Genomic DNA, 23,824 nt, shown 5'->3' on the forward strand with positions numbered 1-23,824 from the left:
TCGGGCGTTCCCGCCAGCCGCGTCGGCGTTTCGGGGGCAGGGGAGGTCACTCATGGGTTTTCGTCGTTTCGCCTGCATCGCGGGCGCGGCCGCCGCCATTGTCACGGGCCTGTCCGGCGGTGCGGCACAAGCCCAGCAGGCGGCACAGGTCGGCACGCTGACCTGCAACGTGGCCGCCGGCATCGGCCTCATCGTCGGCTCCCAGAAGGCGCTCGACTGCCTGTTCACCTCGACGCGGGGTGAGCTCGACCTCTACAACGGCACGATCACGCGGGTCGGCGTCGACCTCGGCTTCACCGGCGCCGGGCGCCTGGTGTGGGCCGTGTTCGCGCCGTCGCGCGTCGCCGACGACGCCTTGGCCGGCACCTATGTCGGCGCGGGCGGCGAGGCGACGGCTGTCGCCGGGCTCGGCGCCAACGTGCTGATAGGCGGCTCCAATCAGACGATCAACCTTCAGCCGCTGTCGGTCCAGGGGCAGGTGGGGCTCAGCCTCGCGGCGGGCGTCGCCGGCATCACCCTGGTGCCGGTACCGAACGTGCCGATGACGCCGCCGCCCCCGGCCCCGCATCGTCGTTGAGCGGCGCCACGCTTCCCGGTCGCGCCCACGCGGCCGACCGGCGAGGCGCTCGAGCTTCAGACAGTTTGAGCATGTCGAGGCGATCGCGTGAGCGCAGCCGAGCGCCACATGCGCGAAGCCGGGGCCCAGCCGCAGGCGCCCCGGCGGATCTGCGCGCGGTGATCACTCGAAGAACCACCATCCCGCTCTAAGTTGTGCTTTGAGCATGATCTACGCCAAAGACCGACATCCATTTGTCGCGATCATGCTCGCAGGCGGGGCAGGCGCCCCGCGCAGCACGGGGGTGTCGTCATGATCTCGTCTCTGCCGTTCCGCCGCGTCGTCCGCAGCATCTGGCTGCCTGCGGCGCTCGCTCTCGCTGCCGCTGCCAGCCCGGCGGCGGCGCAAAGCGGCATCAAGGTGGGAACGCTGACCTGCAGCGTCGCGCCCGGCGTCGGCCTGATCGTCGGCTCGCAGAAGTCGCTGAGCTGTGTGTTCCGCTCGCGCCAGGGCCGGCGCGACTTCTACGTGGGCACGGTCACGCGGCTCGGCTTCGACATCGGCGTCACCTCCGGCGGCACGCTGGTCTGGGCGGTGTTCGCGCCGACCAGCCTGCTGCCGACCGGCGCGCTCGCTGGCGGCTACGGCGGCGCCTCGGCCGAGGCGACCGCGGGCATCGGAGCCGGTGCGAACGTCCTGGTCGGCGGCAATAGCCGCACCATCAGCCTGCAGCCCCTGTCGATTCAGGGACAGCAGGGCATCAGCCTCGCCGCCGGTGTCGGCGCCATCTCGCTCGAGCCGGCCTTCTTTCGGCGCCGCTGACGCGATGGCCTTATTCTGAAGGCTGGTCGACGTTCCGCTCAACCAACGGTAAACTTGATCGTCAGCCTGAGGACCGCGACACGAAGCAGGGGCGTGCGTCATCGGGCGGGAGGATGACGCGATGAACGTGATGACCGACGCCCAGCAAGCCGGCGCCGCAAAGCCTTGGCTCGAGCACTATCCGCCCGGCATTCCGGCCGAGATCGACATCGAGACGGTCGGAACGCTGGCTGACCTGTTCCGCACCAGCGTCAAGGCATTTGCCGAGCGGCCGGCGTTCGAGAGCTTCGGTGCCAAGCTCACCTACCGGCAGGTGGCGGATGCCGCCGACGCCTTCACCTCCTGGCTGCAGCAGCGGGGCTTCGCCAAGGGCGATCGGATCGCCCTGATGATGCCCAATGTGCTCGCGTTTCCGACAGCGATGTTCGGGGCGCTGTGCGGCGGCTACACGGTCGTGAACGTCAACCCCCTCTACACGCCGCGCGAGCTTACCCACCAGCTCAACGATTCCGGCGCCCGCGTCCTCGTCGTGCTGGAGAACTTCGCCCACACGGTCGAAGAGGCGCTGCCCGGCCTCAAGCTCGACGCCGTGGTCCTGGCGACCCCCGGCGACCTCATGGGCGTGAAGGGGCTCGTGGTGAATGCGGTGGCCCGCCACGTCAAGAAGGCGGTGCCCAAGTTCCGCATTCCCCAGGCCGTGAGCTTCGCGTCCGTGCTGGCCGCGGGACGGCGCACGCCGCCTCGGGCGGTAGCCGTCGAGCCCACCGATCTTGCCTTCTTGCAGTACACCGGCGGCACGACCGGGGTCTCCAAGGGAGCCATGCTGACGCACCGCAACGTCGCGGCCAACGTCGAGCAGTCATACCTCTGGTTCAACGCGGGCCAGCCGCCAGAGGACCAGCCGGTGATGGTGACGGCGCTGCCGCTCTACCACATCTTCGCCCTGACGGCCTGTTGCATGTTCACGCTGAAGAGCGGCGGCTGCGCCCTGCTCATTGCCAACCCGCGCGACATCGACGGCTTCGTCAAGACCTTGAAGAGCGCCCGCTTCACGCGCTTCTCGGGCGTCAACACCCTCTACAATGCGCTGGCCCACCATCCCGACATCGGCAGCGTCGACTTTTCGAACCTGGCCTTCTCCGTCTCCGGCGGCATGGCGACCCAGCTGGCCGTGGCCAAGAAATGGAAAACGATCACCGGCAAGCCGATCCTGGAGGGGTATGGCCTGTCGGAGACGTCGCCGACGGTCACCGCCAACCCGGCGAACCTGGGCGAGTTCTCCGGCACCATTGGCTTCCCGATGCCGTCGACCGACGTGCGCATCCGCGACGCCGACGGGCACGACCTGCCGCCAGGCGCGCCGGGCGAGCTCTGCGTGAAGGGGCCGCAGGTCATGCCGGGCTATTGGAACCGGCCGGAGGAGACCGCCAAGGTGATGACCGACGACGGCTACTTCCGCACCGGCGACATCGCGGTCATGCTGCCGGATGGCCAGTTCAAGATCGTCGACCGCGCCAAGGACATGATTCTGGTCTCCGGCTTCAACGTCTATCCCAACGAGGTCGAGGACGTGCTGGCACTGCACCCGAAGGTGCTGGAGACGGCCGTGGTCGGCATGCCGGACGAGGGCAGCGGGGAGCGTGTCGTCGCCTACGTCGTCAAGCGCGACCCGAGCCTGACCGAGGACGAGCTCAGGGCCTTCGCCCGCGAGCAGCTCGCCGCCTACAAGGTGCCGAAGACCGTCGTCTTCCGCGACGCCCTGCCCAAGACGAACGTCGGCAAGGTGTTGCGTCGCGCGCTGCGCGAGGAGGCGTCGCCGCCGCAGGCGTGAGCAGCCGTTCGATGCGATCCGGCGGGCGGCCGACGATCCGGCTCGGCCGCTCGGCGGACGTGCCGTCGGCCGCGCCTCCCGACGCGGCTGACCCGGCAGGGCTCCTACGCACAGTGCATAGCCGTCGCTCGCCGCGGCGATACAACCTGTCTGGTTGCATAGGCGGCGGAGTTTCGCCGCTCACCGTTTTGCCGCTTTTGACCTCCGCCATCACCGCTGGCCGTTCGGCGAGCGGCGCTGCGGGCGCGACGCAGGATCGCGCTGGCCGACCTCAGATCGCCTCGTAAATTATTGATATAAACAAATATTTTAGTTTCAGAAAGGCGCTGGCGGCGACACGCGGTGGGCCGTGTGCAGGGTGCCTCTGGTGACCCGCGAAAGCTTGACCGGCAAAGAATTCGATCGCGTTCGAACTCGCCCTGGAAACAAAAAGGCCGGATTTCCTTGCGGAAATCCGGCCGAATAGTTGATCCGACACTGGTCGGAACACTTCCAGAGGGGAACGGCAGAAACAACGCTCAACGCCGGGAGGCGGTGCGGAGCCTTGATCCAACCGCAATCATATTTGCTCTGCGCCGGGCCTTTCGCAACGCAGCAGGGGGCATGCCAGCCATGCAGCCTCCGCATGTTTTGCGGTGCCGCACAACAACCGGAGGGATCAGTAGGCCCAGCGTTGCGCCTTGCCGATCAGGAAGTCCCGGAACACCTGCACGCGGGCCACCGACTTCATCTCCTCCGGGTAGACCAGGTAGGAGTCGAGCGCGGGCATGTCGCTGCCGGGCAGAATCTGCACCAGGCCCGAGGTCGGCTCGATGAGGTAGTCGGGCAGGACGGCGATGCCGATGCCGGCGTCGACGGCGCGCCGCAGGGCGGAGATGTTGTTCACCACCATGTGATAGGTGCGCGGATCCTTGGGGTCGCGTCCCGCCGTCGCCAGCCAGTGCGCCGTCAGCAGGTAGGGCGGCACCGTGCCGCCGTACGACAGGATCCGGTGCCGGTCGATATCCTCGATGGTCTCCGGCTGGCCATGGCGCTTCAGGTAGTCTTGGGAGGCGTAGATGTGGAAGTGCACGGTGAACAGCCGGCGCTGGATGAGATCGGCCTGCACCGGTTGGCGCAGGCGTAGCGCGATATCGGCCTGGCGCATGGACAGGTCGAGCTCCTCGTCGGTGAGAATGAGCTCGATGCGGACGTCGGGGTAGAGGTCGAGGAACTCGCCGAGCCGCGGCGTCAGCCAGTTGGAGCCGAGTCCCAGCGTCGTCGTGACCTTCAACTCGCCGGACGGCCGCTCGCGCGAATCGGTCAGCCGCGCGCGCGTCGCGTCGAGCCGCATGGTCATTTCGCGCGCGGTGCGGAACAGCAGCTCGCCCTGCTCGGTCAGGATCAGGCCGCGGGCGTGACGGTGGAACAGGGGCGCCTTGAGCTCGCGCTCCAGCGCGCTCACCTGGCGGCTCACCGCCGACTGGCTGAGGCCGAGCTCGTCGCCGGCGCGGGTGAAGCTTCCGGCCTCGGCGACCGTATAGAAGATCCTGATCTTGTCCCAATCCACGGCGTGTCAGCCCCCCTCAATCGGCGGCCCGTTTCGTTCAGGGCCGGCTCGTCGTTGTCGTCTGTCGGCTGGGCATGGCCTGCCGGCGCGCATCACTCCGCGGCAGCCCGGTCGAGCTCCTGGGCCACCAGCCAGCGCTCCGCCTCCAGGGCCGCCATGCAGCCCATGCCGGCGGCGGTCACCGCTTGCCGGAAGACGTCGTCGGTGACATCGCCCGCGGCGAAGACGCCGGGGATGTTGGTCGCCGTGGAGTCGGGCGCGGTCCAGATATAGCCGGCCGGCTTCATGTCGAGCTTGCCGGCGAACAGCTCGCTCGCCGGCTTGTGGCCGATGGCGATGAACACGCCGTCGGTCGCAAGCTCGGTGATCGCGCCGGTCCGCGTGCTCTTCAGGCGCACGTGGGTCACCGACGGGGGCTCGCGTCCACCGCAGATCTCGTCGACCGCCTGGTCCCACAGCACCTCGATCTTCGGGTGCTTGAACAGCCGCTCCTGCAGGATGCGCTCGGCGCGCAGCGTGCCGCGCCGGTGAACCAGCGTGACCTTGGCCGCAAGGTTAGCCAGGTAGAGCGCTTCCTCGACCGCGGTATTGCCGCCGCCGACGACCACCACGGTCTTGCCCCGGAAGAAAAAGCCGTCGCAGGTCGCGCAGGCGGACACGCCAAAACCCTGGAACGCCTCTTCCGAGGGCAGCCCGAGCCATTGCGCCTGGGCGCCCGTCGCGATCACCAGGGCGTCGCAGCTGAACGTGTCGCCGCTGTCGGCCGTTGCCCGGAACGGATAGACGGCGAGGTCGACGTGCACGATGTGGTCGGACACCAGCCGAGCGCCGACGTGCTCGGCCTGGGCCCGCATCTGTTCCATGAGCCAGGGGCCCTGGATCGGATCGGCGAAGCCCGGATAGTTCTCCACGTCCGTGGTGATCATCAGCTGGCCGCCCGCTTGATAGCCGGAGACCAGCACCGGTTCGAGCATCGCACGGGCTGCATAGATGGCGGCGGTGTAGCCGGCCGGGCCGGAGCCGATGATGAGAAGCTTGGTATGCGTATGAGCCATTGTCTCGCCGCGCAGCGGGCAAACCGGTTCTGCACCATGCCGATCCGGGGTCGCCGAAAGGAAGCGTCGCAGGATGCCGGGCCGGTCAGGAACAAGGCCGTCCAGCCCAGGCGAACTCACGCCGCCTGTCAGGTCGCTTCGGCTTGGCGGTGGGCCGCGAGGGCGCGCCTGATCGCAGCGGCGATGACAGGGGTCGAATTTAGGGGTGGGTATGCACTGCCTGCAAGTCTTCCTGCAAAATCTTGCACAATTCCTCGCGTTCTGAGCCCTGTCAGCAACGCATCGATCTTCCGGTGGCCGCCGCTCGGGCTGAATACGAGCACCGGCCGGCCGGTCGCGGCGGCCTCGCCGACCATGTTGGTCGAATCAGCGGTGACGACGACCGCGTCCGCCAGCGCCATCAGCTCGGGGTAGGGATTGTGGCCTTGGCCGTCCCACAGGAAGCCGCCGCGGCGCTCGAACAGCGCGGCAAGTGGCTCGCGCAGCTGCGGCGGGGTGCGCCGCGACGTCGTGCCCATCAGCGCCACGCCGGAGGCTGCCAGGCCGTCGAGCTGGCCGACGAAGCGGCCGATGTCCGCCGCCGTGAAGCGGTGATGGCGGCTGTCGCCGCCGACCAGCACGGCCGCACGCGGGGCGGGCAGCCCGAGCAGCTCGGAGCGCGCGGCCTCGCGCGCCGCCGCCTGGCTGGCGAGGCTCAGTCCGTGCGGGCTGGTCAGGGTGCGGATGACGTTGGCGCCGCGCAGCCGGTCGTGCTCGGGCACCCAGATCAGGTCGGCGCTTCCGGCGCCTGTGCGCGGGTCCTTGAGGATGACCGTGAACGTGCGTCCGCCCGAGAGCCGCTTCACGGCGCGGACGTAGGGCACCGTTCGCCGCCCGGACGCGACCAGCAGATCGGGGAAGGGCGGCGCGATCGGGCTGCCGGCGGCCGATGGCCGCTCACGCGGGTCGACCGGCCCGCGCGGCATGGCCCAGACCCAGGGCGGGCGAGGTGCCACCCGTCGGACGTCCGGCTCCAGGCCCAGCTCGCGCACCACGGCAAGGCATTGCAGCTCGTCGCCGGCCTTGCCGTCGCTCAGCACCCAGGCCGACAGGCTGCCGACAGCCGGGCCACCGCCGGCGGTGGACGGGCTAGCGGCCGACGACGTAGCGGTAGCTCCAGCCGGCATAGGCGCCGCAGAGGGCGACAATGCGCTTCGCATCGATGTTCGGGTCGTACCAGGCGCCGCCGGAGCTCGACGGCAGGTTGGTGAGGATGTGCTGGCTGTAGATGACGGCACCGTTGCGGGCGACGACCAGGGTATCGCCTTCCAGGAAGTCACTGCCGACGCCGCCGCCCCAGCGTCCGCCGCCGACGCCCAGGCCGCCGCCGCCGACGTATGCCGGCAGCGACAGGCCGGTGAGCCGCACCACGATCGCAGGCGCGCCGCGGACGCCCAGCCGTCCCGCGAATTGCCGGCGCATCTGGTCATAAAGGCTCGCCGCGACGAAGCGCGCCAGGGGCCCGAGCCCCTGCGCCTCGAGCACGCTGACGTCGATGGACACGTGGGAGTAGCCGCCGGCGGGCGGCGGGGCAGCCCGCGCCCGCGCCGGCGCCAGGCCCAGGGCAAACAGCACGACGGCCGCCAGCAGGGACGTGGCGATCCGGCTCCGCCAGCCAAAGCTCATCGTCGGTTCCCCCTGGAGTCGCTCTTGAGGAGATCGGATGGAGGGCAAGTCCCGGTCCCGATGGACGAGCTGCCCATGGCCAACGCTATTTGAAGGCGACGTTGACGATCTCGTAGGACTTGCCGCCGCCCGGTGCGATGACCTCGACGCTGTCGCCTACCTTCTTGCCGATCAGCGCCCGCGCGATCGGCGAGGTGATCGACACGCGGCCGGAATGCACGTCGGCCTCGGGCTCGCCGACGATCTGGTAGACCTTCTCCTCCTCGGTCTCCTCGTCGATGAGCGTCACGGTGGCGCCGAACATCACGCTGTTGCCGTTCAGCTTGGACACGTCGATGATCTCGGCGCGCGAGATGAGCCCTTCGAGCTCGAGCACACGGCCTTCGTTGAGGCTCTGCGCCTCTTTAGCCGCATGGTACTCGGCGTTCTCGGAAAGGTCGCCCAGGGCCCGTGCCTCGGCGATGGCATTGATGATGCGCGGGCGCTCCACCTGCTGGCGGCGCTTCAGCTCTTCATTGAGCGCAGCTGCGCCCGCTGCCGTGATCGGAACCTTGTCCATTCGTGTTCCCACTTCGACACAATGCCCGGCCCGCTTCGGCCTCCGGGCAACAGAAAATTGCCGCGGCGGCCTTTGCCTGCCCCGGTCGTCAGCAGCCCAGGCCAGCCAGAACGGCTGCCTGCTGGATCGAACGTCGATGCGTGGCTTGGTCGACCGGCATCGCCCGTTCTTACGATAGGCGGTCGACAGGGGACCGCAGAGCGGGTGGCACGAAGCCGGCCACGCTCCGCAACGCGGTCAAGCGCCCCCGAGCGCAGCGTTGTTCCGAGGTGCCTCCTGCTCCAGGAAATACTCCTGAAGTGCGCAGACCTCCAATTCGCCGCTGCGGTAGGCCTTGATGCCCTCCGCCGAAGCCATCGCTCCTGCCAGAGTGGTGTAATAGGGTACCTTATGCAAGAGGGCCGCCCGGCGCAGCGACCGCGAGTCGTGCAGGGCCTGGGCTCCTTCGGTCGTGTTGAAGACCAGCTGGATACGGCCGTTCTTGATGGCGTCGACGACGTGCGGACGCCCCTCCAGAACCTTGTTGATACGCGTGGACGGCACCCCGTGGCTCTCCAGGAAGCGCTGGGTGCCGGAGGTGGCGGTGACGTCGAAGCCGAGCTCCACGAGCAGCTTGATCGTGGGCAGGATGCGCGGCTTGTCCTGGTCCCGCACCGAGACGAAGACGGTGCCCGAGACCGGCACCTTGGTGCCGCCGCCGAGCTGGCTCTTGGCGAAGGCGACGCCGAAGCCGGCGTCGAGCCCCATGACCTCGCCGGTGGAGCGCATTTCCGGGCCGAGCACGATGTCGACCCCGGGGAAGCGGGCGAAGGGGAACACCGATTCCTTGACGCCGATATGGTTCAGCTGGCGGCGCTCGAGGCCGAAGCTCGCCAGCTTCTCGCCGGCCATCACGCGGGCGGCGACCTTGGCGATGGGAACGCCGATGACCTTGGCCACGAACGGCACCGTGCGCGAGGCGCGCGGGTTGACCTCCAGCAGGTAGATGGTGCCGTCCTTGATGGCGTACTGGACGTTCATCAGGCCGCCGACCTGCAGCGCCTTGGCCAGCAGCCCGGTCTGCCGCTCGAGCTCGGCGATGGTCTCGGGGCTGAGCGAGCGCGGCGGCAGCGAGCAGGCGCTGTCGCCGGAGTGGATGCCGGCCTCCTCGATGTGCTCCATGATGCCGCAGATGAAGACGTCGGTGCCGTCGGCGAGCGCGTCGACGTCCACCTCGACCGCGTCGGAGAGGTAGCGGTCGAACAAAAGCGCGTTCTTGCCCAGCAGCGTGTTGATCTGGCCGGTCTTGTCGTTGGGATAGCGGGCCTTGATCTCGGGCGACACCAGGGCCGGCAGGGTGTCGAACAGGTAGTCGTTGAGCTGCCCTTCGTCGCGCAGGATGGCCATGGCGCGGCCGCCCAGCACGTAGGAGGGGCGCACCACCAGCGGCATGCCGAGATCGGCGGCGACCAGGCGGCTCTGCTCCACCGAATAGGCGATGCCGTTGTTGGGCTGCTTCAGCCCGAGTTTGTCGAGCAGCCGCTTGAAGCGGTCCCGGTCCTCGGCGAGGTCGATCATGTCGGGCGAGGTGCCGAGGATCGGAATGCCGGCTTCTTCCAGGGCGTGGGCGAGCTTGAGCGGCGTCTGGCCGCCGAACTGGACGATGACCCCGACCAGCGTGCCCTTGCTGCGCTCCACGTCGAGGATCTCGATGACGTCCTCGGCGGTCAGCGGCTCGAAATAGAGCCGGTCGGATGTGTCGTAGTCGGTCGACACCGTCTCCGGGTTGCAGTTGACCATGATGGTCTCGAAGCCGGCCTCCTCCAGCGCGAAGGCGGCGTGGCAGCAGCAATAGTCGAACTCGATGCCCTGGCCGATGCGGTTGGGACCGCCGCCCAGGATGGCGACCTTGCGGGCCTCGCTCGGCTGCGCCTCGCTGGCCGGCAGCCCCGCGAACGGCGCCTCGTAGGTGGAGTACATGTAGGCGGTGGGCGAGGAGAACTCCGCCGCGCAGGTGTCGATGCGCTTGTAGACCGGGCGCACGTCGAGCGCGCGCCGCCGCGCCGTCACCTCCGCTTCGCCGAGCCCGGCCAGGACGCCGAGGCGGGCGTCGGAGAAGCCCATGGCCTTGAGCTTGCGGAAGGCGCCCGCCGTGGCCGGCAGGCCGAGCCGACGCACCTTGGCCTCCATCTCGACGATGCCCTCGAGCTGGGCGATGAACCACGGGTCGATCTTGCAGGATTCGTGGATCAGGGCCGGCTCGACGCCGAGCCGCAGCGCCTGCGCCACCTTGAGCAGCCGGTCCGGGGTCGGCGTGCCCAGCGCGGCGCGGACGGCGTTCTTGTCGTCGCCGAGGCCGAGGCCCGGAATGTCGATCTCGTCGAGCCCGGTGAGCCCGGTCTCCAGCGAGCGCAGGGCCTTTTGCAGGCTTTCCTGGAAGGTGCGGCCGATCGCCATGGCCTCGCCAACCGACTTCATGGCGGTGGTCAGGATCGGATCGGCCCCGGGGAACTTCTCGAAGGCGAAGCGCGGCACCTTGGTGACGACGTAGTCGATGGTCGGCTCGAAGGCCGCGGGCGTCGCGCCACCGGTGATGTCGTTGTCGATCTCGTCGAGGGTGTAGCCGACCGCCAGCTTGGCCGCCACCTTGGCGATCGGGAACCCGGTCGCCTTCGAGGCGAGCGCCGACGAGCGAGACACGCGCGGGTTCATCTCGATGACGACCATGCGGCCGTCGTCCGGGTTGATGGCGAACTGCACGTTGGAGCCGCCGGTCTCCACGCCGATCTCGCGCAGCACCGCGATCGAGGCGTCGCGCATGATCTGGTATTCTTTGTCGGTCAGCGTCAGCGCCGGCGCCACGGTGATCGAGTCGCCGGTGTGCACGCCCATCGGGTCGATGTTCTCGATGGAGCAGATGATGATGCAGTTGTCCGCCTTGTCGCGGACCACCTCCATCTCGTACTCCTTCCAGCCGAGCACGCTCTCCTCGACCAGCACCTCGTTGGTGGGCGAGGCGTCGAAGCCGCGCTCGATGATGTCGATGAACTCGGCCTTGTTGTAGGCGATGCCGCCGCCGGTGCCCCCGAGCGTGAACGAGGGCCGGATGATCGCCGGCAGGCCGATGTCGTCGAGCGCCTCGAGCGCGGACGCCAGCGTCTTCACGTGGTGCGAGCGTGGCGTCTCCAGGCCGATCCGCATCATCGCCTCGCGGAACAGCTCCCGGTCTTCCGCCTTGTCGATGGCCTCGGCGGTGGCCCCGATCATCTGCACGTCGAAGCGCTCGAGCGTGCCCATGCGCTTGAGCGACAGCGCGCAGTTGAGCGCGGTCTGGCCGCCCATGGTCGGCAGCAGGGCGAAGCCGCCCGGCGCGGCATAGCGCTCCTTCTCGATGATGCGCGCCACGATCTCCGGCGTGATCGGCTCGATGTAGGTGGCGTGGGCCAGATCCGGGTCGGTCATGATCGTCGCCGGATTGGAATTGACCAGGACGATCCGATAGCCCTCGTCCTTCAGGGCCTTGCAGGCCTGGGTGCCCGAATAGTCGAACTCGCATGCCTGACCGATGACGATCGGGCCCGCGCCGATGATCAGGATGGTGGAGATGTCGGTGCGTTTGGGCATCGGTCCGGTCTGCTGCTGTTCCGGCGCGCGCGCCGGCCATAAAAAAAGGCCGCGCCGTCGGCCTCATGCAAACCGGAGCGCGTCCTTCTGGGCGATCGTAGGGCCTGAGGGTCGACGCTCAAAGGACGTGGTCCGGCCCAGGGTGAGCCCGTTTAGACGATTATCGCCGGCTAGGGAAGCGTGGCCCGTGATTCGAGGAGTTGGAGCGTGTCCCGCCCACCGGCTATGCCTGTGCGAGCGCATGCCGCGCTCCCAGGAGATCATGGATGGGCAAGATCAGCGCACGCAATCAGATCAAGGGCAAGGTTCAGTCGATCAAGAAGGGCGCCGTGACCGACATCGTCAAGATCGATATCGGCGGCCAGACCATCACGTCGTCTGTCACCGGCGAGGCGGTGGAGGAGCTGGGCCTCAAGGAGGGCTCGGCCGTCACTGTCATCATCAAGTCGTCCGACGTCCTCATTGCCACCGACTGAGGTGGACGGGATCGCTGGCGTCGTCGCGGCTATCGTAATATCCAGCTGGATACATCGGGAGCCTGACGATGCCATCGACCCTCTTCGCGCCTCCGCCTCCAAGTCTGCGTCCCGCGGGGAGCTGGCGCCGCGGCCTCGGCGTCGCCGCCGTGCTCGCGGCGCTCTGCACTTCGGCCGGGGCTGCGCGCGCCGAGGCGACGGGCCCTTGCGCGCGCTTCGCGTGGCCGCTCGAGCGCGAGCGCGCCTGGTTCGCCGCCAAGGACCAGCCGACCCTCTCCGCCGACGGGACGGTCCGCGCGCTCCCGGCGGGTGCCTTCGTGGCCGAGCTGGCGCCGATGGCGCAGGCACGATTCGAGCGGCCGCCGGAGCGGGCGCCGCGCAGCGCCGATTCCTTCGGCGGCGCCCTGGCGTTCGGGCCGGTCCCGGCCGGGCTCTATCAGGTGACGCTGTCCGCCGAGGGCTGGATCGACCTGCTGCAGGCCGGACAATATCTGCCCGAGAAAGGCCACTCGGGCGTCCGCGATTGCCCGGGCCTGCGCAAGAGCGTCCGCTTCGAAGCCGCGGCCGGGCCGCTGGTCCTGCAGCTGAGCGGCGTGGCCGACGCGACCATCACCGTCTCGATCGCCCGTGTGGAGTAGGCGGCGTCGGCCTTGACGCCCGGGCGGCGAGCGGCTTGATCCCTCGTCCATGACCGAGCCAACGGATATCGGGCGGGAGATGTGGCTGTTTGCCGGCGTCGGCCTCATCGCGGCCGCCGGCCACTACGGCACGTTGATCGGCCTCGTCGAGCGCGGCGGCTGGGGACCGGTGCCGGCGACGCTGGCCGGCTATCTGGTCGGCGGCGTCATCTCCTACGCCCTGAATCGCCGGCTGACATGGCGAAGCGACCGTCCGCACGCCGAGGCGACCTGGCGCTTCGCCCTGGTGGCGGCCGTCGGCTTCGGGCTCACCGGGGCGTTCATGTACCTGTTCACCGGGCCGCTCGGCCTGCCCTACCTGCCGGCTCAGCTGGTGACCACGGGGCTGGTGCTGTCCTGGAGCTTCCTCGCCAACAAGCTCTGGACCTTCGCGGCACCGCCGGTCGTGTGAGGGCATCCGCGCATCAGGCGGCCGCGCGTGACTGCTGCTGAATCAGTTGAAAGACGGCGGTTGCGTCGGGAATGACCAGGAACTGGGGCGTCGGCTCCAGCGAGGGAACGCCGAACGTCCAATTGGCGCGGGCTGAGGCGAAACCCGCCGGCGCGCCGAACACGATCGTTCCGCGGCCATCGCTGCGTTCGCGCAGGGCGATCTCGGGCAGACGTTGCAAGTCGAGCGCCGTGAAGCTTCCGAACGAACCGGAGCGCGCAATGAGAACCCGCCGGTTCGTCACGGTATAGGACGTGTGCTTGCGGCACCAGAGGTCCAGCGCGAAACGGCCGAGCACCAGGTACAAGCCGACGGTAACGAAAAGCAGGCCGAAGAGGCCAAATGGAAAAGGCCGGACGCCGGAACTGGCGATGCTCGTGGATGTCAGCGCGATGGAAAACCAGGCGACGCTGAACGGCACAAGGAAGATATCCTGGGACGTCAGCAACAGTCCACCGGTGGGCTGGCCGGACCAGAGGATCTGCTCACCGGGGAGCATGTGGCGCTCAAAAGGCGTCGTAGGGCTCGATAGGGCCACGATTCGACCTGCTCAACACTCGTGAGAGATGCAATCGGGCCCGCCTACCATCCTTTGTCGGGGCCGTCACCACGCCATGTGGGCCCCAGCAACCCGCCAAGGTGGGTGCCGGCTTGCGAATGCCCTATGCGAGGCAACGCGGAGCGGATTAAGCTCATGTCGTCGCATTGTCGCACTCGTCGATGCACGGCCTATCGGAGGATCGCCATGACGCTACCGACAACACCGCTGCCGACCGACGCCTTGGCTGGACGGTTGCACCGCAACTGGGGCTGGCTGCTCGGCCTCGGCGCCATCATGGTCGTCCTCGGCGTCATCGGCCTCGGCATGCTGCCGGCGCTCACCGTGCTCACCGCGCTCTGGATCGGCGTGCTCATGCTCATCGGCGGCGGTGCCCAGGTGGTCGACGCCTTTCACGAGAAGGGCTGGGGAGCCTTCGCGCTGCACCTGCTGATCGCCGTGCTCTACATCGTGACGGGCGCGCTCGTCATCGCCAATCCGGACCTGGCGTCCGTCAGCCTCACGCTCTTGATCGCCGCGGCCTTCCTGGCCGTCGGCATCGTCCGCATCATCATGGCCTTCCAGCTTCGGCCAGCGCCCAATTGGGGAGTCCTGCTGCTCAGCGGCATCATCTCGGCGCTCCTCGGCATCCTGATCTTCGCCAAGTGGCCGTGGTCCGGCTTCTGGGTGCTCGGACTCTTCGTCGCCATCGAGCTGCTGTCCGAAGGCATCGCCTTCATCGCGCTGGCGCTGGCGGCGCGGAAGCTGCCGCAACCCGTGTGAGCAGAGCTTCGCGGCACACAGCGCTCTAGGCGGCCGGCCGCGCCAGGAAGGTCATGCGCGCCTGGTTATGCCCGAGGTTCGGTCGCCGCCGCCGGGCGCTGAAGCCGGCGGCGCCCAGCAGGGCGATCATCTCGGCCTCCCCGTAGCGGGAGATGCCGAGGGTGCCGCGCAGCTTGCGGTAATCCGAGAGCGCCGTGCGCGCCAAGCCGGTCAGGGCGGCCCCGAGGAAGCCGCCCCGCCAGCCGAAGCGCAGCAGCGCCAGCGCGTCCGTCGCCGCGGACACGTCCGGCGGGATGACGTCGGCCACCACCAGCGTGCCTCCCGGCGCCAGCCCGCTGCGCCATTGCCCCAGCAGCCCGTCGAGCTCGTCCCGGTTGAGATACTGGATCACCGAGTTGACCAGGATCACGTCGAACCCGCCGGGCGGCCGGGCGGCCACCTCCGTCGGCGACTGCACGGCCATGCGGGCCACGCTGCCGAAGCGGGTTTCGAGCCGTTCGCGGACGGCGGGCGCCCCGTCGCAGAGCACGAGCTCGCCGACGCCGCGGGCGACGCGTTCGGCCGACAGCGCTTCGCCGCAGCCGTAGTCGAGCACCCGCGCCTTGGGCCCCGCGCCGAGCTCGGCGAGCAGGGCGGCCGTGTCGCGCGCGATTCCCTGATAGTGCAGCGTCTTATGGCGCTCGCTGACGTAGATCGGGCTGTCGGAGTTCCAATAGTCGATCCAGCGCATGCGGACCCCGCTAGCTGGTCAGGCGGGCTAGAGCGGCGGACGCTCCGATGGATCGAAGCCGTCCACCGCTCAAGCACTTCATTTTAGCATCGGATTTGCCCAAAACCGGCATCCACTTTTGGGTCCGATGCTCAAGCTTCCGCCTTGCTCTTCTCGGCGTCGATCATGGCGAGGAAGCGGTCGAACAGATAGTGGCTGTCGCGCGGCCCGGGCGAGGCTTCCGGATGGTGCTGGACCGAGAAGGCCGGCCTGTCGGTGAGCGCGATGCCGCAGTTGGAGCCGTCGAACAGGGAGACGTGGGTCTCCTTGGCGTTGCCCGGCAACGAGGCGCGATCGACGGCGAAGCCGTGGTTCATGGAGACCACCTCGACCTTGCCGGTGGTGAGGTCCTGCACCGGGTGGTTCGCCCCATGGTGGCCCTGGCGCATCTTGACGGTCGTGGCGCCGACGGCGAGTGACAGCATCTGGTGGCCGAGGCAGATGCCGAAGGTCGGCACCTTCCGGTCCAGCAGCGCCGAGATCACCGGCACCGAATAGGCACCCGTCGCCGCCGGATCGCCGGGGCCGTTGGAGAGAAAGACGCCATCGGGCGCGAGCGCCATGATGTCGGCTGCGGTCGCCGTCGCCGGCACGACGGTCACCCGGCAGCCCCGGTCGGCGAACAGCCGCAGGATATTGCGCTTCACGCCGTAGTCGACGGCGACGATGTGGTATTTGGCCCCGTTGCGCGTGCCGTAGCCTTGGCCGAGCTGCCAGGACGTCTCGTCCCAGTCGAAGCGCTGGGCGCTGGTCACGCCGGGCACCAGGTCGAGCCCCGCCATGGACGGCAGCGCCGCTGCCGCCCGCTTCAGGGCCTCGATGTCGAAGCGGCCGTCGGGCGCATGCGCGACGATGGCGTTGGGCATGCCGCGGTCGCGGATCAGGGCCGTCAGCGCCCGGGTATCGATGCCGGTGATGCCGACGATGCCGCGCGACGCAAGCCATGCATTCAGATGGCGGGTGGCGCGCCAGCTCGCCGGTTCGGTGACGTCGGCGTGCAGCACCACGCCCCGCACGCCCGAATTGGCGGCGAGGTTGATGGTCTCGACGTCTTCCTCGTTGGTGCCGACGTTGCCGATGTGCGGGAAGGTGAAGGTGATGATCTGCCCGGCGTAGGAGGGATCGGTGAGGATCTCCTCGTAGCCGGTCATCGCGGTGTTGAAGCAGACCTCGCCGGCGCTCTGCCCGGTCGCGCCGATGCCGGCGCCCTCCAGCACGGTGCCGTCGGCCAGCACCAGCAGCGCCGTCGGTGCGGGCTCGGTCCAGCCGTCGCTGCCCTGGGCGTCGGTCGAGCTTACTTGAACCATGGTCGCTGTCGTCCTAAGTGCGGGCGCGCGGGCACCTTCCGGCGGTCGGCGAAATGGGCGTATCGCGCTGTGAGGGCTACGGCGGCGCGCGGCTTCGGCGCCGCCCATCTTTCGCCGGACACTTAGGATCAGTGCCAGCCACCGTCAACGACGACGACTTGGACGACGATCCGGCGAGGGAGATTGCCATGCTGCGCGAGCGCTTTTCCGAAAGTCTGAAGGACGCCTTGCGGAGTGGCGACAAACGGCGCCTGTCGACCGTGCGGCTCATCCAGGCGGCCCTCAAGGACAAGGACATCGAGGCGCGCGGCGCCGGCAAGGGCCAAGCCTCGGACGAGGAGATCCTCGCCCTGCTGCAGAAGATGATTAAGCAGCGCCAGGAATCGGCCGACATCTACGCCAAGGCCGGCCGCGGCGAGCTGGAGCAGCAGGAGCGCGAGGAGATCGTCGTGGTCGAGAGCTTCCTTCCGGCGCAGCTGGACGAGGCCGCGATCCGCGCCGCCGTCAAGGCCGCCATCGCCGCCACCGGCGCGGCCTCGATCAAGGACATGGGCAAGGTCATCGCCAGCCTGAAGGGCAGCTATGCCGGCCAGATGGACTTCGCCAAGGCGAGCGCCGTGGTCAAGAGCGAGCTGGGGGCCGGCTGACCGGGCCCGCCGAGGCGAACGGACGAGCTGTGCCGCGGACCGTAGTCGTTGCTGGTCCGCGGGTTGCCGACTGCGACGAACGCGTGACGGCTGTGGATAACTCGGAAAACCCGGTGGATATCCTGCGTGGTCGTCGACGCGCTGTCGGTTCGGACGCCTGAAGCGCTCCGAAACCGAAAAAATAAGCATTTCGACGCGATCGAGTGATTATATCTGGTCGGGACATGCTCCGGTGTGTTTCCCGATCGGATGACCCCATCCGATCGCGTCGAGATGCTCCGGCGATCACGCCGTCGGGTGGCCACAGCAAACAGCCCATGCGCTTCCCACCGTCCATTCTCGACGAGATCAAGATGCGGCTGCCGGTGACGGCGGTGGTCGGCAAGCGCGTGCGGCTGATCAAGGCCGGGCGCGAGTGGAAGGGCCTGTCGCCGTTCAATGCCGAGAAGACGCCGTCGTTCTTCGTCAACGACGACAAGCAGCGCTATTTCGATTTTTCGTCGGGCAAGAACGGCGACATCTTCACCTTCGTCATGGAAACGGAGGGCTTGAGCTTCAACGAGGCGGTGGAGCGGCTGGCGGCCGAAGCGGGCATCGCGCTGCCGCAGGCGACCGCCGACGACGCCAGGCGCGAGGAACGCCGCCAAGGTCTGCATGAAGCGCTCGAGCTGGCCGCGGCCTTCTTCGAGGCCGAGCTCGCCGGCAGCCGTGGCGGACGGGCCCGCGCCTATCTCGACCGCCGCGAGCTCGGGCTGGAGGTGCGGCGCCGTTTCCGCCTGGGCTACGCCCCCGCCGACCGCTTCGCGTTGCGCGATTACCTCGCCAGCAAGGGCATTGGCCGCGAGCAGATGATCGAGGCAGGGCTGCTGGTGAGCGGCGACGATATCGCCGTGCCCTACGATCGGTTTCGCGACCGCGTCATGTTCCCCATCGCCGATGCGCGCGGCCGAACCGTCGCCTTCGGCGGACGGGCCATGGCCGCCGACGTTCAACCCAAGTATCTCAACAGCCCCGAGACGCCGCTCTTTCACAAGGGGGCGCTGCTCTACAATTTTCATCAGGCCCGCAAGGCCGCGCACGGCGGGCAGGCGAGCCCCGCCGAGGCGGCCGGGGGTATCATCGTCGTCGAGGGCTACGTCGACGTCATCGCCATGACCAGGGCGGGGTTTCCGCAATCGGTCGCGCCGCTGGGAACCGCATTGACGCAGGAGCAACTGGGTCTGCTCTGGCGCGCCGCCGATGCGCCGACGCTCTGCTTCGACGGCGACAAGGCGGGGCGTCGCGCCGCCTATCGGGCCATCGATCTGGCGTTGCCGCTGCTGACCCCGGGCAAATCGGTGAACTTCGCCCTGCTGCCGGAAGGGCAGGATCCGGACGATCTGCTCCGCGACGGCGGCGCGGCTGCGGTCCGCGCCGTGGTGGCGGCGGCGCGGCCCCTTGCCGAGCTGCTGTGGGCTCGCGAGGCGGAGGCGACGCCGCTCGACACCCCCGACCAGAGAGCGGCGCTGGAGCATCGCCTGCGCGAGATCGTCAACTCCATCCAGGACGAAACCGTGCGGCGCCACTACCGCGCCGAAATCAGCGGCCGCATCGCCACCCTGATACCCGAATCGCGAGCGTCGGCACGCCGGTCGGCCGGCGGCTACGGTCAGGGCCGTGCTGGCCGGGATCAACGTCTTGCCGCCGGCGGCTTCGGCCGCGGCCCGGGGGCACAAAGCGCCGCCGGCGGGCCCCTGCGTGCCAGCCCGGCCCTTGCCCGCCACCCGCTGTTCCGCCAGGCGAAATCGGCCGACCAGCCGCGGGAAGCGCTGATTCTGCTCGTGCTGCTGGCTCATCCGCGCTTGCTCGCCCGCGACTGCGAAGGGCTGGCCGAGATCGAGTTTGCCGGTGTCGAGACCCGCAAGCTGGCACAGCAGCTGATCGACTGTGCGGCCTCCTACGATGACGTGGACGGGCTCGATCCGGCCGAGGGCTTGGCGGAGCGGTTGCGGGCGCAGGTGCGGCGCGCCGGCCTCGAGGACGCGGTGACGCGGTTGCGGTCGCTGCTGCGCCCGGGCGACACCTGGGCGCTCGATCCGGAGGCTGATCCGACCGTCGTGGAGGAAATGCTGCGGCAAGTCATGGTCTTGCATCGCCGCGCCGGCGCGCTAAATAGCGAGCTGCGAGCGGCCGAGCGTGCGCTCGCCGAAGACGAGAGTGAGGCGAATCTCGCCTGGCTGCGGGACGTGAAGATGCAGCTTACCTCCCTGGAGGGGATGGAAGCCGATATTGACGGCTTCGGTCACCACGGCCATCTGCGCATATGAAGGAGATTCGGTGGCACACTGTCGCAAGGAGGGGTTAACTCCCTTGCGGCTAGAGCGCTTCGCGGCCGGGTGGCAGCATCCGGCCGGACCGAAACGCCACGGATTCGAGGAGCTGGAGATGGCCCGGCCAGATCGTCGATCTGATCGGGGGATGCTCCGCAAGCGTCCGCTGGCAATCGGGCAGGGGACGGATGGCCGCGTGGTTCGCTCGGGACGGAGCCGATGGCCGCAAGGCCGGCTTGCCGCCGGGAACGCCGGGAACGCCGGGACGTATCGGCGGGCGCCTCATGCTCCCGCACGATTCGACATCCGTTCGCGTATCGAGCATGGATCGGGTGGCCGGGCAAGGGGGCCTGCGCTGCCCCGCCTTGCATGGTGACGGCGCGTCCGGTCGCCGGCCGGGTGTGGTCGAAACCGGCATCGCGGTCCGACCGCGGGGGGCGAGATCGGGGCCTGCGGTGGGATCCATGGTCCGCCGTTGGCGTGGGGGGCATGCGCCGAATGGCGTCATGCGTATGGGTTTTGCATCGGTCGGGATGCATTTGGGGCGGTGCGCTCCAAATGCATCCTGATTCAGAGGGACGCGAAAGCGCCCGATGCCGCAGGCGCACTGCGGCTGAAGTTGGAGCGTGAGCGAATGGCAACGAAGACGACAGAGCGGGAAGACGCCCCGGAGGCCGCCGAGCCGCAGGCGGACGGACCGCTCCTCGATCTGACCGACGCCGGCGTCCGCCGGATGATCAAGCTTGCCAAGAAGCGTGGCTACGTCACCTACGACGAGCTGAACGAGGTTCTGCCGCCGGAGGAGTTCAACTCCGAGCAGATCGAGGACGTGCTGTCCCAGCTGTCCGAGATGGGCATCAACGTCGTCGAATCGGACGAGGGTGAAGAGACGCCGGAGGGCGAGTCCGAAGAGGAGGAGGCCGAGGGCGGCGAGCTGGTCGAGGCCCAGCCGCGCGTCGTCGTGGTCAAGACCGAGACCAAGAGCGAGCCGTCCGAGCGCACCGACGATCCCGTCCGCATGTACCTGCGCGAAATGGGCTCGGTCGAGCTCCTGTCGCGCGAGGGCGAGATCGCCATCGCCAAGCGGATCGAGGCCGGCCGGGAGGCCATGATCGCCGGCCTGTGCGAGAGCCCGCTGACCTTCCAGGCCATCATCATCTGGCGCGACGAGCTCGTCGAAGGCAAGGTGCTGCTGCGCGACATCATCGATCTGGAGGCGACCTACGCCGGCCCCGACGCCAAGAACTCGCCGGCCGAGATGGGCGACGGGCTGGGCGGCGAGGCGGCCGCCGAAGGCGAGGCCAGCAGCGGCCCCGACATGCCGGAGCCGGAGCTGCCGGGCGACCTCGACGAGGACGACATGGAGAACAACATCTCCCTGTCGGCCATGGAAGCCGAGATCAAGCCCCGCGTGCTGGAGACGTTCGACAAGATCGCCGACGCCTACAAGCGCCTGCGCCGCCTGCAGGACCAGGACATCGAGAACCGTCTGCAGAGCCTGCGCCTGTCGCCTGCCCAGGAGCGCAAGTACCGCAAGCTCAAGGACGAGATCGTCGCCGACGTCAAGTCGCTGTCGCTCAATGCCAACCGCATCGAGGCGCTGGTCGAGCAGCTCTACGACATCAACAAGCGCCTGATCGGCATGGAGAGCCGACTGCTGCGCCTGGGCGAGAGCTACGGCGTGGCGCGCGAGGACTTCCTGCGCCAGTCGCAGGGGGCCGAGCTCGATCCCAAGTGGATCCTGCGTGTCTCCAAGCTCGGCACCCGCGGCTGGAAGAACTTCGTCGCCCAGGAGAAGGACCGCATCCGCGCCATCCGCCAGGACATCCAGACGCTGGCGGCCGAGACCGGGCTCGAGATTATCGAGTTCCGCAAGATCGTGATGATGGTGCAGAAGGGCGAGCGCGAAGCCCGCCAGGCCAAGAAGGAGATGATCGAGGCGAACCTGCGGCTCGTCATCTCCATCGCCAAGAAATACACCAATCGCGGCCTGCAGTTCCTGGACCTGATCCAGGAGGGCAACATCGGGCTGATGAAGGCGGTGGACAAGTTCGAGTACCGGCGCGGCTACAAGTTCTCCACCTACGCCACGTGGTGGATCCGGCAGGCGATCACGCGCTCGATCGCTGACCAGGCACGCACCATCCGCATCCCCGTGCACATGATCGAGACGATCAACAAGATCGTGCGCACGTCGCGGCAGATGCTGCACGAGATCGGTCGCGAGCCGACGCCGGAGGAGCTGGCCGAGAAGCTCGCCATGCCGCTGGAGAAGGTGCGCAAGGTCCTCAAGATCGCCAAGGAGCCGATCTCGCTCGAGACGCCGATCGGCGACGAGGAGGACAGCCACCTCGGCGACTTCATCGAGGACAAGAACGCCATCCTGCCGATCGACGCGGCGATCCAGTCGAACCTGCGCGAGACGACGACGCGCGTGCTCGCCTCGCTGACGCCGCGCGAGGAGCGCGTGCTGCGCATGCGCTTCGGCATCGGCATGAACACCGACCACACGCTCGAGGAGGTGGGGCAGCAGTTCTCGGTGACGCGCGAACGCATCCGCCAGATCGAGGCCAAGGCGCTGCGCAAGCTCAAGCACCCGAGCCGGTCGCGCAAGCTGCGCAGCTTCCTCGACAACTGATACCAAGGGCCGGCGGGTCCGGCCTGGATCGCAGGAGAAGCGCTCCAATCCCGATCAGAGGGTTACATCTGATCGGGATTGCTCTGGGGAGACCGTCGTTGCACGGCGTCGGCCAGCCGATGCTCGCCTCCAGCGAGTTTGCCCTGCGTGTGCCGGAGCAGCTCATGCAGTTCGGTGCGTTCGCGCTGCGCGGCTTCGCCGCACCGTGGCGCCTGTTCACCGTCCCCGATGTCGGGGCCGGCTGATCGCCGGCCGCCGCCGCCCCGAACCTCTTTGACGCCGCCCTCCGGAACAGGCACTTTGCACGCCACCGGCGGGGGCCACGACATGATCGATCCGCGTCTCAAGGCCATGCTGCCGCTGTTCGCGGCGGTCTTCATCGACATCTTTTCGTTCGGCCTGATGTACCCGGTCATCGTGGCGCTGTTTCATGACCCCGCCGTGGTCGGCGCCTATCGGCCGGGCGTGCGCGAGCTCTACCTGTCGCTCGCCTTCTCGCTGTTTCCGCTCGGCATGTTCTTCGGCGCCAGCCTGCTCGGCGACCTCTCCGACGCGCTGGGGCGCAAGCGCACGCTGACGATCTGCATGGCGGGCCTGGCCGTCGCCTATGCGCTGATGTGGCTGGCGGTCGAAACGCGCGATCTGGTGGTGTTTCTCGTCGGCCGCCTGCTCTCCGGGCTGATGGCGGGGACCGGCCCCATCGCCCAGGCGGCGATGATGGACAGGTCGACGGACGAGCAGCGCGGCCACGATCTGTCGACCGTGGTGTTCATCAACTGCGTGGGCCTGGTTGCCGGCCCGATGGCCGGCGGCGTGCTGAGCCACATCGACCTGCGCGCGCCGCTCGCCTTCGCGCTCGTCCTCTGCCTCGTGGCGCTCGCCCTCATCGCCCGGGCATCGCTGGGGGACGGGGCGCGGTGGCCGCTACAGCTGAGCTGGCGCCGGCCTGTCGACCTGTTCGTGCAGGCGCTTCGCCATCCGGTCATCGGCGGGCTGGCGTTGACGTTCCTGCTGTTTCAGCTGGGGTTTGCGCTCTACTACATCTACATCCTGGTCATCATGCAGCAGGTGTACGGCCTCTCGTCGCTCGAGCTCGGCCTGTTCTCGGCGACCATGGGCCTGGGCTTCGTCTTCGGCACGTCCGTCGTCTACAGCGCTCTCGCGGCGCGGCTGAAGGACGACAGGAGGGTCGCCGCCGTCGGCTGCTGGGCCTGCGGCATCGGCATCCTCGTCGCCGCGGCGCCGCTGCCGGCCTATCTGCAATGGGTGGCGGCCTTCATCGTCGCCGCCAGCAACCTGCCCGCCTTCGTCGGCCTGCTCGCCCTGATCAGCGGGTCGGCGTCCGCCGATGAGCAGGGCTGGGCCCTCGGTATCGGTGCGGCGATGACGGCGCTGGCGTTTTTCGTCGCCGGTCTGGCCGCAGCCTTGCTCAGCTTCTCGCTGCCGATCTGGGGGCTGCTGCTCGCCGGCGGGCTGATCGTGCTGGCCGCCACGGCGGCGCTCAGGCGCACGCCGGGGGCGCTGCCGGCGCTCACCGCCGACGCGGAGTGATCGACGACATTCAACCAACACTGCCAACCAACACTGCG

At 68.5% G+C, this 23,824-nt stretch carries 21 protein-coding genes; 12 read left to right on the forward strand and 9 right to left on the reverse strand.

Annotated features, from left to right (window positions below; all coding sequences use genetic code 11):
* Window positions 1–52: 52 nt before the first annotated feature.
* The 3 genes from ACZ5PO_RS16740 to ACZ5PO_RS16750 all read left to right on the forward strand — a co-directional run bounded on the left by ACZ5PO_RS16740 (window position 53) and on the right by ACZ5PO_RS16750 (window position 3,209).
* Window positions 53–577: a DUF992 domain-containing protein gene (locus ACZ5PO_RS16740; RefSeq protein ID WP_464195440.1), complete on the forward strand. Its 525-nt coding sequence runs from the start codon at window positions 53–55 to the stop codon at window positions 575–577.
* Between the two features lie 291 nt (window positions 578–868).
* Complete coding sequence (locus ACZ5PO_RS16745) at window positions 869–1,378, forward strand: DUF992 domain-containing protein (RefSeq protein WP_464195442.1); 510 nt, start codon at window positions 869–871, stop codon at window positions 1,376–1,378.
* A 130-nt stretch (window positions 1,379–1,508) separates the two neighbouring features.
* Complete coding sequence (locus ACZ5PO_RS16750) at window positions 1,509–3,209, forward strand: AMP-binding protein (RefSeq protein ID WP_464196868.1); 1,701 nt, start codon at window positions 1,509–1,511, stop codon at window positions 3,207–3,209.
* 658 nt (window positions 3,210–3,867) lie between these two features.
* Here the strand turns inward: ACZ5PO_RS16750 and ACZ5PO_RS16755 are convergent.
* The 6 genes from ACZ5PO_RS16755 to carB form a co-directional block, all read right to left on the reverse strand.
* Complete coding sequence (locus ACZ5PO_RS16755) at window positions 3,868–4,758, reverse strand: LysR family transcriptional regulator (RefSeq protein WP_464195444.1); 891 nt, start codon at window positions 4,756–4,758, stop codon at window positions 3,868–3,870.
* 92 nt (window positions 4,759–4,850) lie between these two features.
* On the reverse strand, window positions 4,851–5,813 hold the full coding sequence (gene trxB, locus ACZ5PO_RS16760) for a thioredoxin-disulfide reductase (RefSeq protein ID WP_464188747.1): 963 nt from the start codon (window positions 5,811–5,813) through the stop codon (window positions 4,851–4,853).
* Window positions 5,814–5,941: 128 nt separating this feature from the next.
* Window positions 5,942–6,979 (reverse strand): mitochondrial fission ELM1 family protein, encoded by a 1,038-nt coding sequence (locus tag ACZ5PO_RS16765; RefSeq protein ID WP_464195446.1) that lies wholly within the window; start codon window positions 6,977–6,979, stop codon window positions 5,942–5,944.
* Window positions 6,942–7,478, reverse strand: a complete 537-nt coding sequence (locus ACZ5PO_RS16770) for a hypothetical protein (RefSeq protein WP_464195448.1) — start codon at window positions 7,476–7,478, stop codon at window positions 6,942–6,944. The genes ACZ5PO_RS16765 and ACZ5PO_RS16770 overlap by 38 nt, the downstream gene beginning before the upstream one ends.
* Window positions 7,479–7,563: 85 nt before the next feature.
* On the reverse strand, window positions 7,564–8,037 hold the full coding sequence (greA, locus tag ACZ5PO_RS16775) for a transcription elongation factor GreA (RefSeq protein WP_464195450.1): 474 nt from the start codon (window positions 8,035–8,037) through the stop codon (window positions 7,564–7,566).
* Between the two features lie 237 nt (window positions 8,038–8,274).
* Window positions 8,275–11,640 carry a carbamoyl-phosphate synthase large subunit gene (gene carB / locus ACZ5PO_RS16780; RefSeq protein WP_464195452.1) on the reverse strand — a complete coding sequence of 1,122 codons (3,366 nt, stop codon included), beginning with the start codon at window positions 11,638–11,640 and terminating at the stop codon, window positions 8,275–8,277.
* 266 nt (window positions 11,641–11,906) lie between these two features.
* On the opposite strand from carB, the gene ACZ5PO_RS16785 reads away from it, so the two are divergent.
* From ACZ5PO_RS16785 to ACZ5PO_RS16795, 3 genes are all read left to right on the forward strand, one after another.
* Window positions 11,907–12,116, forward strand: a complete 210-nt coding sequence (locus ACZ5PO_RS16785; protein ID WP_464195454.1) for a TOBE domain-containing protein — start codon at window positions 11,907–11,909, stop codon at window positions 12,114–12,116.
* A 68-nt stretch (window positions 12,117–12,184) separates the two neighbouring features.
* Window positions 12,185–12,754, forward strand: coding sequence for a hypothetical protein (locus ACZ5PO_RS16790; protein ID WP_464195456.1), 570 nt, complete (start codon window positions 12,185–12,187; stop codon window positions 12,752–12,754).
* Window positions 12,755–12,803: 49 nt separating this feature from the next.
* A complete protein-coding gene (locus tag ACZ5PO_RS16795; RefSeq protein WP_464195458.1) occupies window positions 12,804–13,205 on the forward strand; it encodes a GtrA family protein in 402 nt (133 codons plus the stop codon).
* A gap of 13 nt (window positions 13,206–13,218) precedes the next feature.
* Here ACZ5PO_RS16795 and ACZ5PO_RS16800 read toward each other — a convergent pair whose 3' ends face one another.
* On the reverse strand, window positions 13,219–13,743 hold the full coding sequence (locus ACZ5PO_RS16800) for a PH domain-containing protein (RefSeq protein ID WP_464195460.1): 525 nt from the start codon (window positions 13,741–13,743) through the stop codon (window positions 13,219–13,221).
* A gap of 246 nt (window positions 13,744–13,989) precedes the next feature.
* Here ACZ5PO_RS16800 and ACZ5PO_RS16805 point away from each other — a divergent pair, with 246 nt between their 5' ends.
* The gene (locus ACZ5PO_RS16805) at window positions 13,990–14,565 is read left to right on the forward strand and encodes an HdeD family acid-resistance protein (RefSeq protein WP_464195462.1); all 576 of its coding nucleotides are present in this window, start codon (window positions 13,990–13,992) and stop codon (window positions 14,563–14,565) included.
* 25 nt (window positions 14,566–14,590) lie between these two features.
* On the opposite strand, the gene ACZ5PO_RS16810 is transcribed toward ACZ5PO_RS16805, so the two are convergent.
* Both ACZ5PO_RS16810 and carA read right to left on the reverse strand, forming a co-directional pair.
* Window positions 14,591–15,295, reverse strand: coding sequence for a class I SAM-dependent methyltransferase (locus ACZ5PO_RS16810; RefSeq protein WP_464195464.1), 705 nt, complete (start codon window positions 15,293–15,295; stop codon window positions 14,591–14,593).
* Window positions 15,296–15,426: 131 nt separating this feature from the next.
* Window positions 15,427–16,641 (reverse strand): glutamine-hydrolyzing carbamoyl-phosphate synthase small subunit, encoded by a 1,215-nt coding sequence (gene carA, locus ACZ5PO_RS16815; protein WP_464195466.1) that lies wholly within the window; start codon window positions 16,639–16,641, stop codon window positions 15,427–15,429.
* A gap of 188 nt (window positions 16,642–16,829) precedes the next feature.
* On the opposite strand from carA, the gene ACZ5PO_RS16820 reads away from it, so the two are divergent.
* The 5 genes from ACZ5PO_RS16820 to ACZ5PO_RS16840 all read left to right on the forward strand — a co-directional run bounded on the left by ACZ5PO_RS16820 (window position 16,830) and on the right by ACZ5PO_RS16840 (window position 23,786).
* Window positions 16,830–17,288 (forward strand): GatB/YqeY domain-containing protein, encoded by a 459-nt coding sequence (locus tag ACZ5PO_RS16820; protein WP_464196870.1) that lies wholly within the window; start codon window positions 16,830–16,832, stop codon window positions 17,286–17,288.
* 317 nt (window positions 17,289–17,605) lie between these two features.
* Complete coding sequence (gene dnaG, locus ACZ5PO_RS16825; protein WP_464195468.1) at window positions 17,606–19,594, forward strand: DNA primase; 1,989 nt, start codon at window positions 17,606–17,608, stop codon at window positions 19,592–19,594.
* Window positions 19,595–20,231: 637 nt separating this feature from the next.
* Entirely contained in the window at window positions 20,232–22,235 is a 2,004-nt protein-coding gene (gene rpoD / locus ACZ5PO_RS16830; RefSeq protein ID WP_464195470.1) for an RNA polymerase sigma factor RpoD, read from the forward strand.
* 98 nt (window positions 22,236–22,333) lie between these two features.
* A complete protein-coding gene (locus ACZ5PO_RS16835) occupies window positions 22,334–22,480 on the forward strand; it encodes a hypothetical protein (protein ID WP_464195472.1) in 147 nt (48 codons plus the stop codon).
* An 82-nt stretch (window positions 22,481–22,562) separates the two neighbouring features.
* Window positions 22,563–23,786 (forward strand): MFS transporter, encoded by a 1,224-nt coding sequence (locus ACZ5PO_RS16840; RefSeq protein WP_464195474.1) that lies wholly within the window; start codon window positions 22,563–22,565, stop codon window positions 23,784–23,786.
* The last annotated feature ends 38 nt before the right edge of the window (window positions 23,787–23,824 follow it).

Source organism: Chelatococcus sp. KU-N122 (genome assembly GCF_055391085.1).

Excerpts from the sequence above, each read along its gene's own strand:
- ACZ5PO_RS16795 (WP_464195458.1), top strand. The coding sequence starts at position 12,804 with ATGACCGAGCCAACGGATATCGGGCGGGAGATGTGGCTGTTTGCCGGC.
- ACZ5PO_RS16840 (WP_464195474.1), top strand. The coding sequence starts at position 22,563 with ATGATCGATCCGCGTCTCAAGGCCATGCTGCCGCTGTTCGCGGCGGTC.
- ACZ5PO_RS16740 (WP_464195440.1), top strand. The coding sequence starts at position 53 with ATGGGTTTTCGTCGTTTCGCCTGCATCGCGGGCGCGGCCGCCGCCATT.
- ACZ5PO_RS16800 (WP_464195460.1), bottom strand. The coding sequence starts at position 13,743 with ATGCTCCCCGGTGAGCAGATCCTCTGGTCCGGCCAGCCCACCGGTGGA.
- trxB (WP_464188747.1), bottom strand. The coding sequence starts at position 5,813 with ATGGCTCATACGCATACCAAGCTTCTCATCATCGGCTCCGGCCCGGCC.
- ACZ5PO_RS16745 (WP_464195442.1), top strand. The coding sequence starts at position 869 with ATGATCTCGTCTCTGCCGTTCCGCCGCGTCGTCCGCAGCATCTGGCTG.
- ACZ5PO_RS16765 (WP_464195446.1), bottom strand. The coding sequence starts at position 6,979 with ATGCCGGCTGGAGCTACCGCTACGTCGTCGGCCGCTAGCCCGTCCACC.
- ACZ5PO_RS16810 (WP_464195464.1), bottom strand. The coding sequence starts at position 15,295 with ATGCGCTGGATCGACTATTGGAACTCCGACAGCCCGATCTACGTCAGC.
- carA (WP_464195466.1), bottom strand. The coding sequence starts at position 16,641 with ATGGTTCAAGTAAGCTCGACCGACGCCCAGGGCAGCGACGGCTGGACC.
- ACZ5PO_RS16790 (WP_464195456.1), top strand. The coding sequence starts at position 12,185 with ATGCCATCGACCCTCTTCGCGCCTCCGCCTCCAAGTCTGCGTCCCGCG.
- ACZ5PO_RS16750 (WP_464196868.1), top strand. The coding sequence starts at position 1,509 with ATGACCGACGCCCAGCAAGCCGGCGCCGCAAAGCCTTGGCTCGAGCAC.
- ACZ5PO_RS16805 (WP_464195462.1), top strand. The coding sequence starts at position 13,990 with ATGACGCTACCGACAACACCGCTGCCGACCGACGCCTTGGCTGGACGG.
- rpoD (WP_464195470.1), top strand. The coding sequence starts at position 20,232 with ATGGCAACGAAGACGACAGAGCGGGAAGACGCCCCGGAGGCCGCCGAG.
- dnaG (WP_464195468.1), top strand. The coding sequence starts at position 17,606 with ATGCGCTTCCCACCGTCCATTCTCGACGAGATCAAGATGCGGCTGCCG.
- ACZ5PO_RS16820 (WP_464196870.1), top strand. The coding sequence starts at position 16,830 with ATGCTGCGCGAGCGCTTTTCCGAAAGTCTGAAGGACGCCTTGCGGAGT.
- greA (WP_464195450.1), bottom strand. The coding sequence starts at position 8,037 with ATGGACAAGGTTCCGATCACGGCAGCGGGCGCAGCTGCGCTCAATGAA.
- carB (WP_464195452.1), bottom strand. The coding sequence starts at position 11,640 with ATGCCCAAACGCACCGACATCTCCACCATCCTGATCATCGGCGCGGGC.
- ACZ5PO_RS16785 (WP_464195454.1), top strand. The coding sequence starts at position 11,907 with ATGGGCAAGATCAGCGCACGCAATCAGATCAAGGGCAAGGTTCAGTCG.
- ACZ5PO_RS16770 (WP_464195448.1), bottom strand. The coding sequence starts at position 7,478 with ATGAGCTTTGGCTGGCGGAGCCGGATCGCCACGTCCCTGCTGGCGGCC.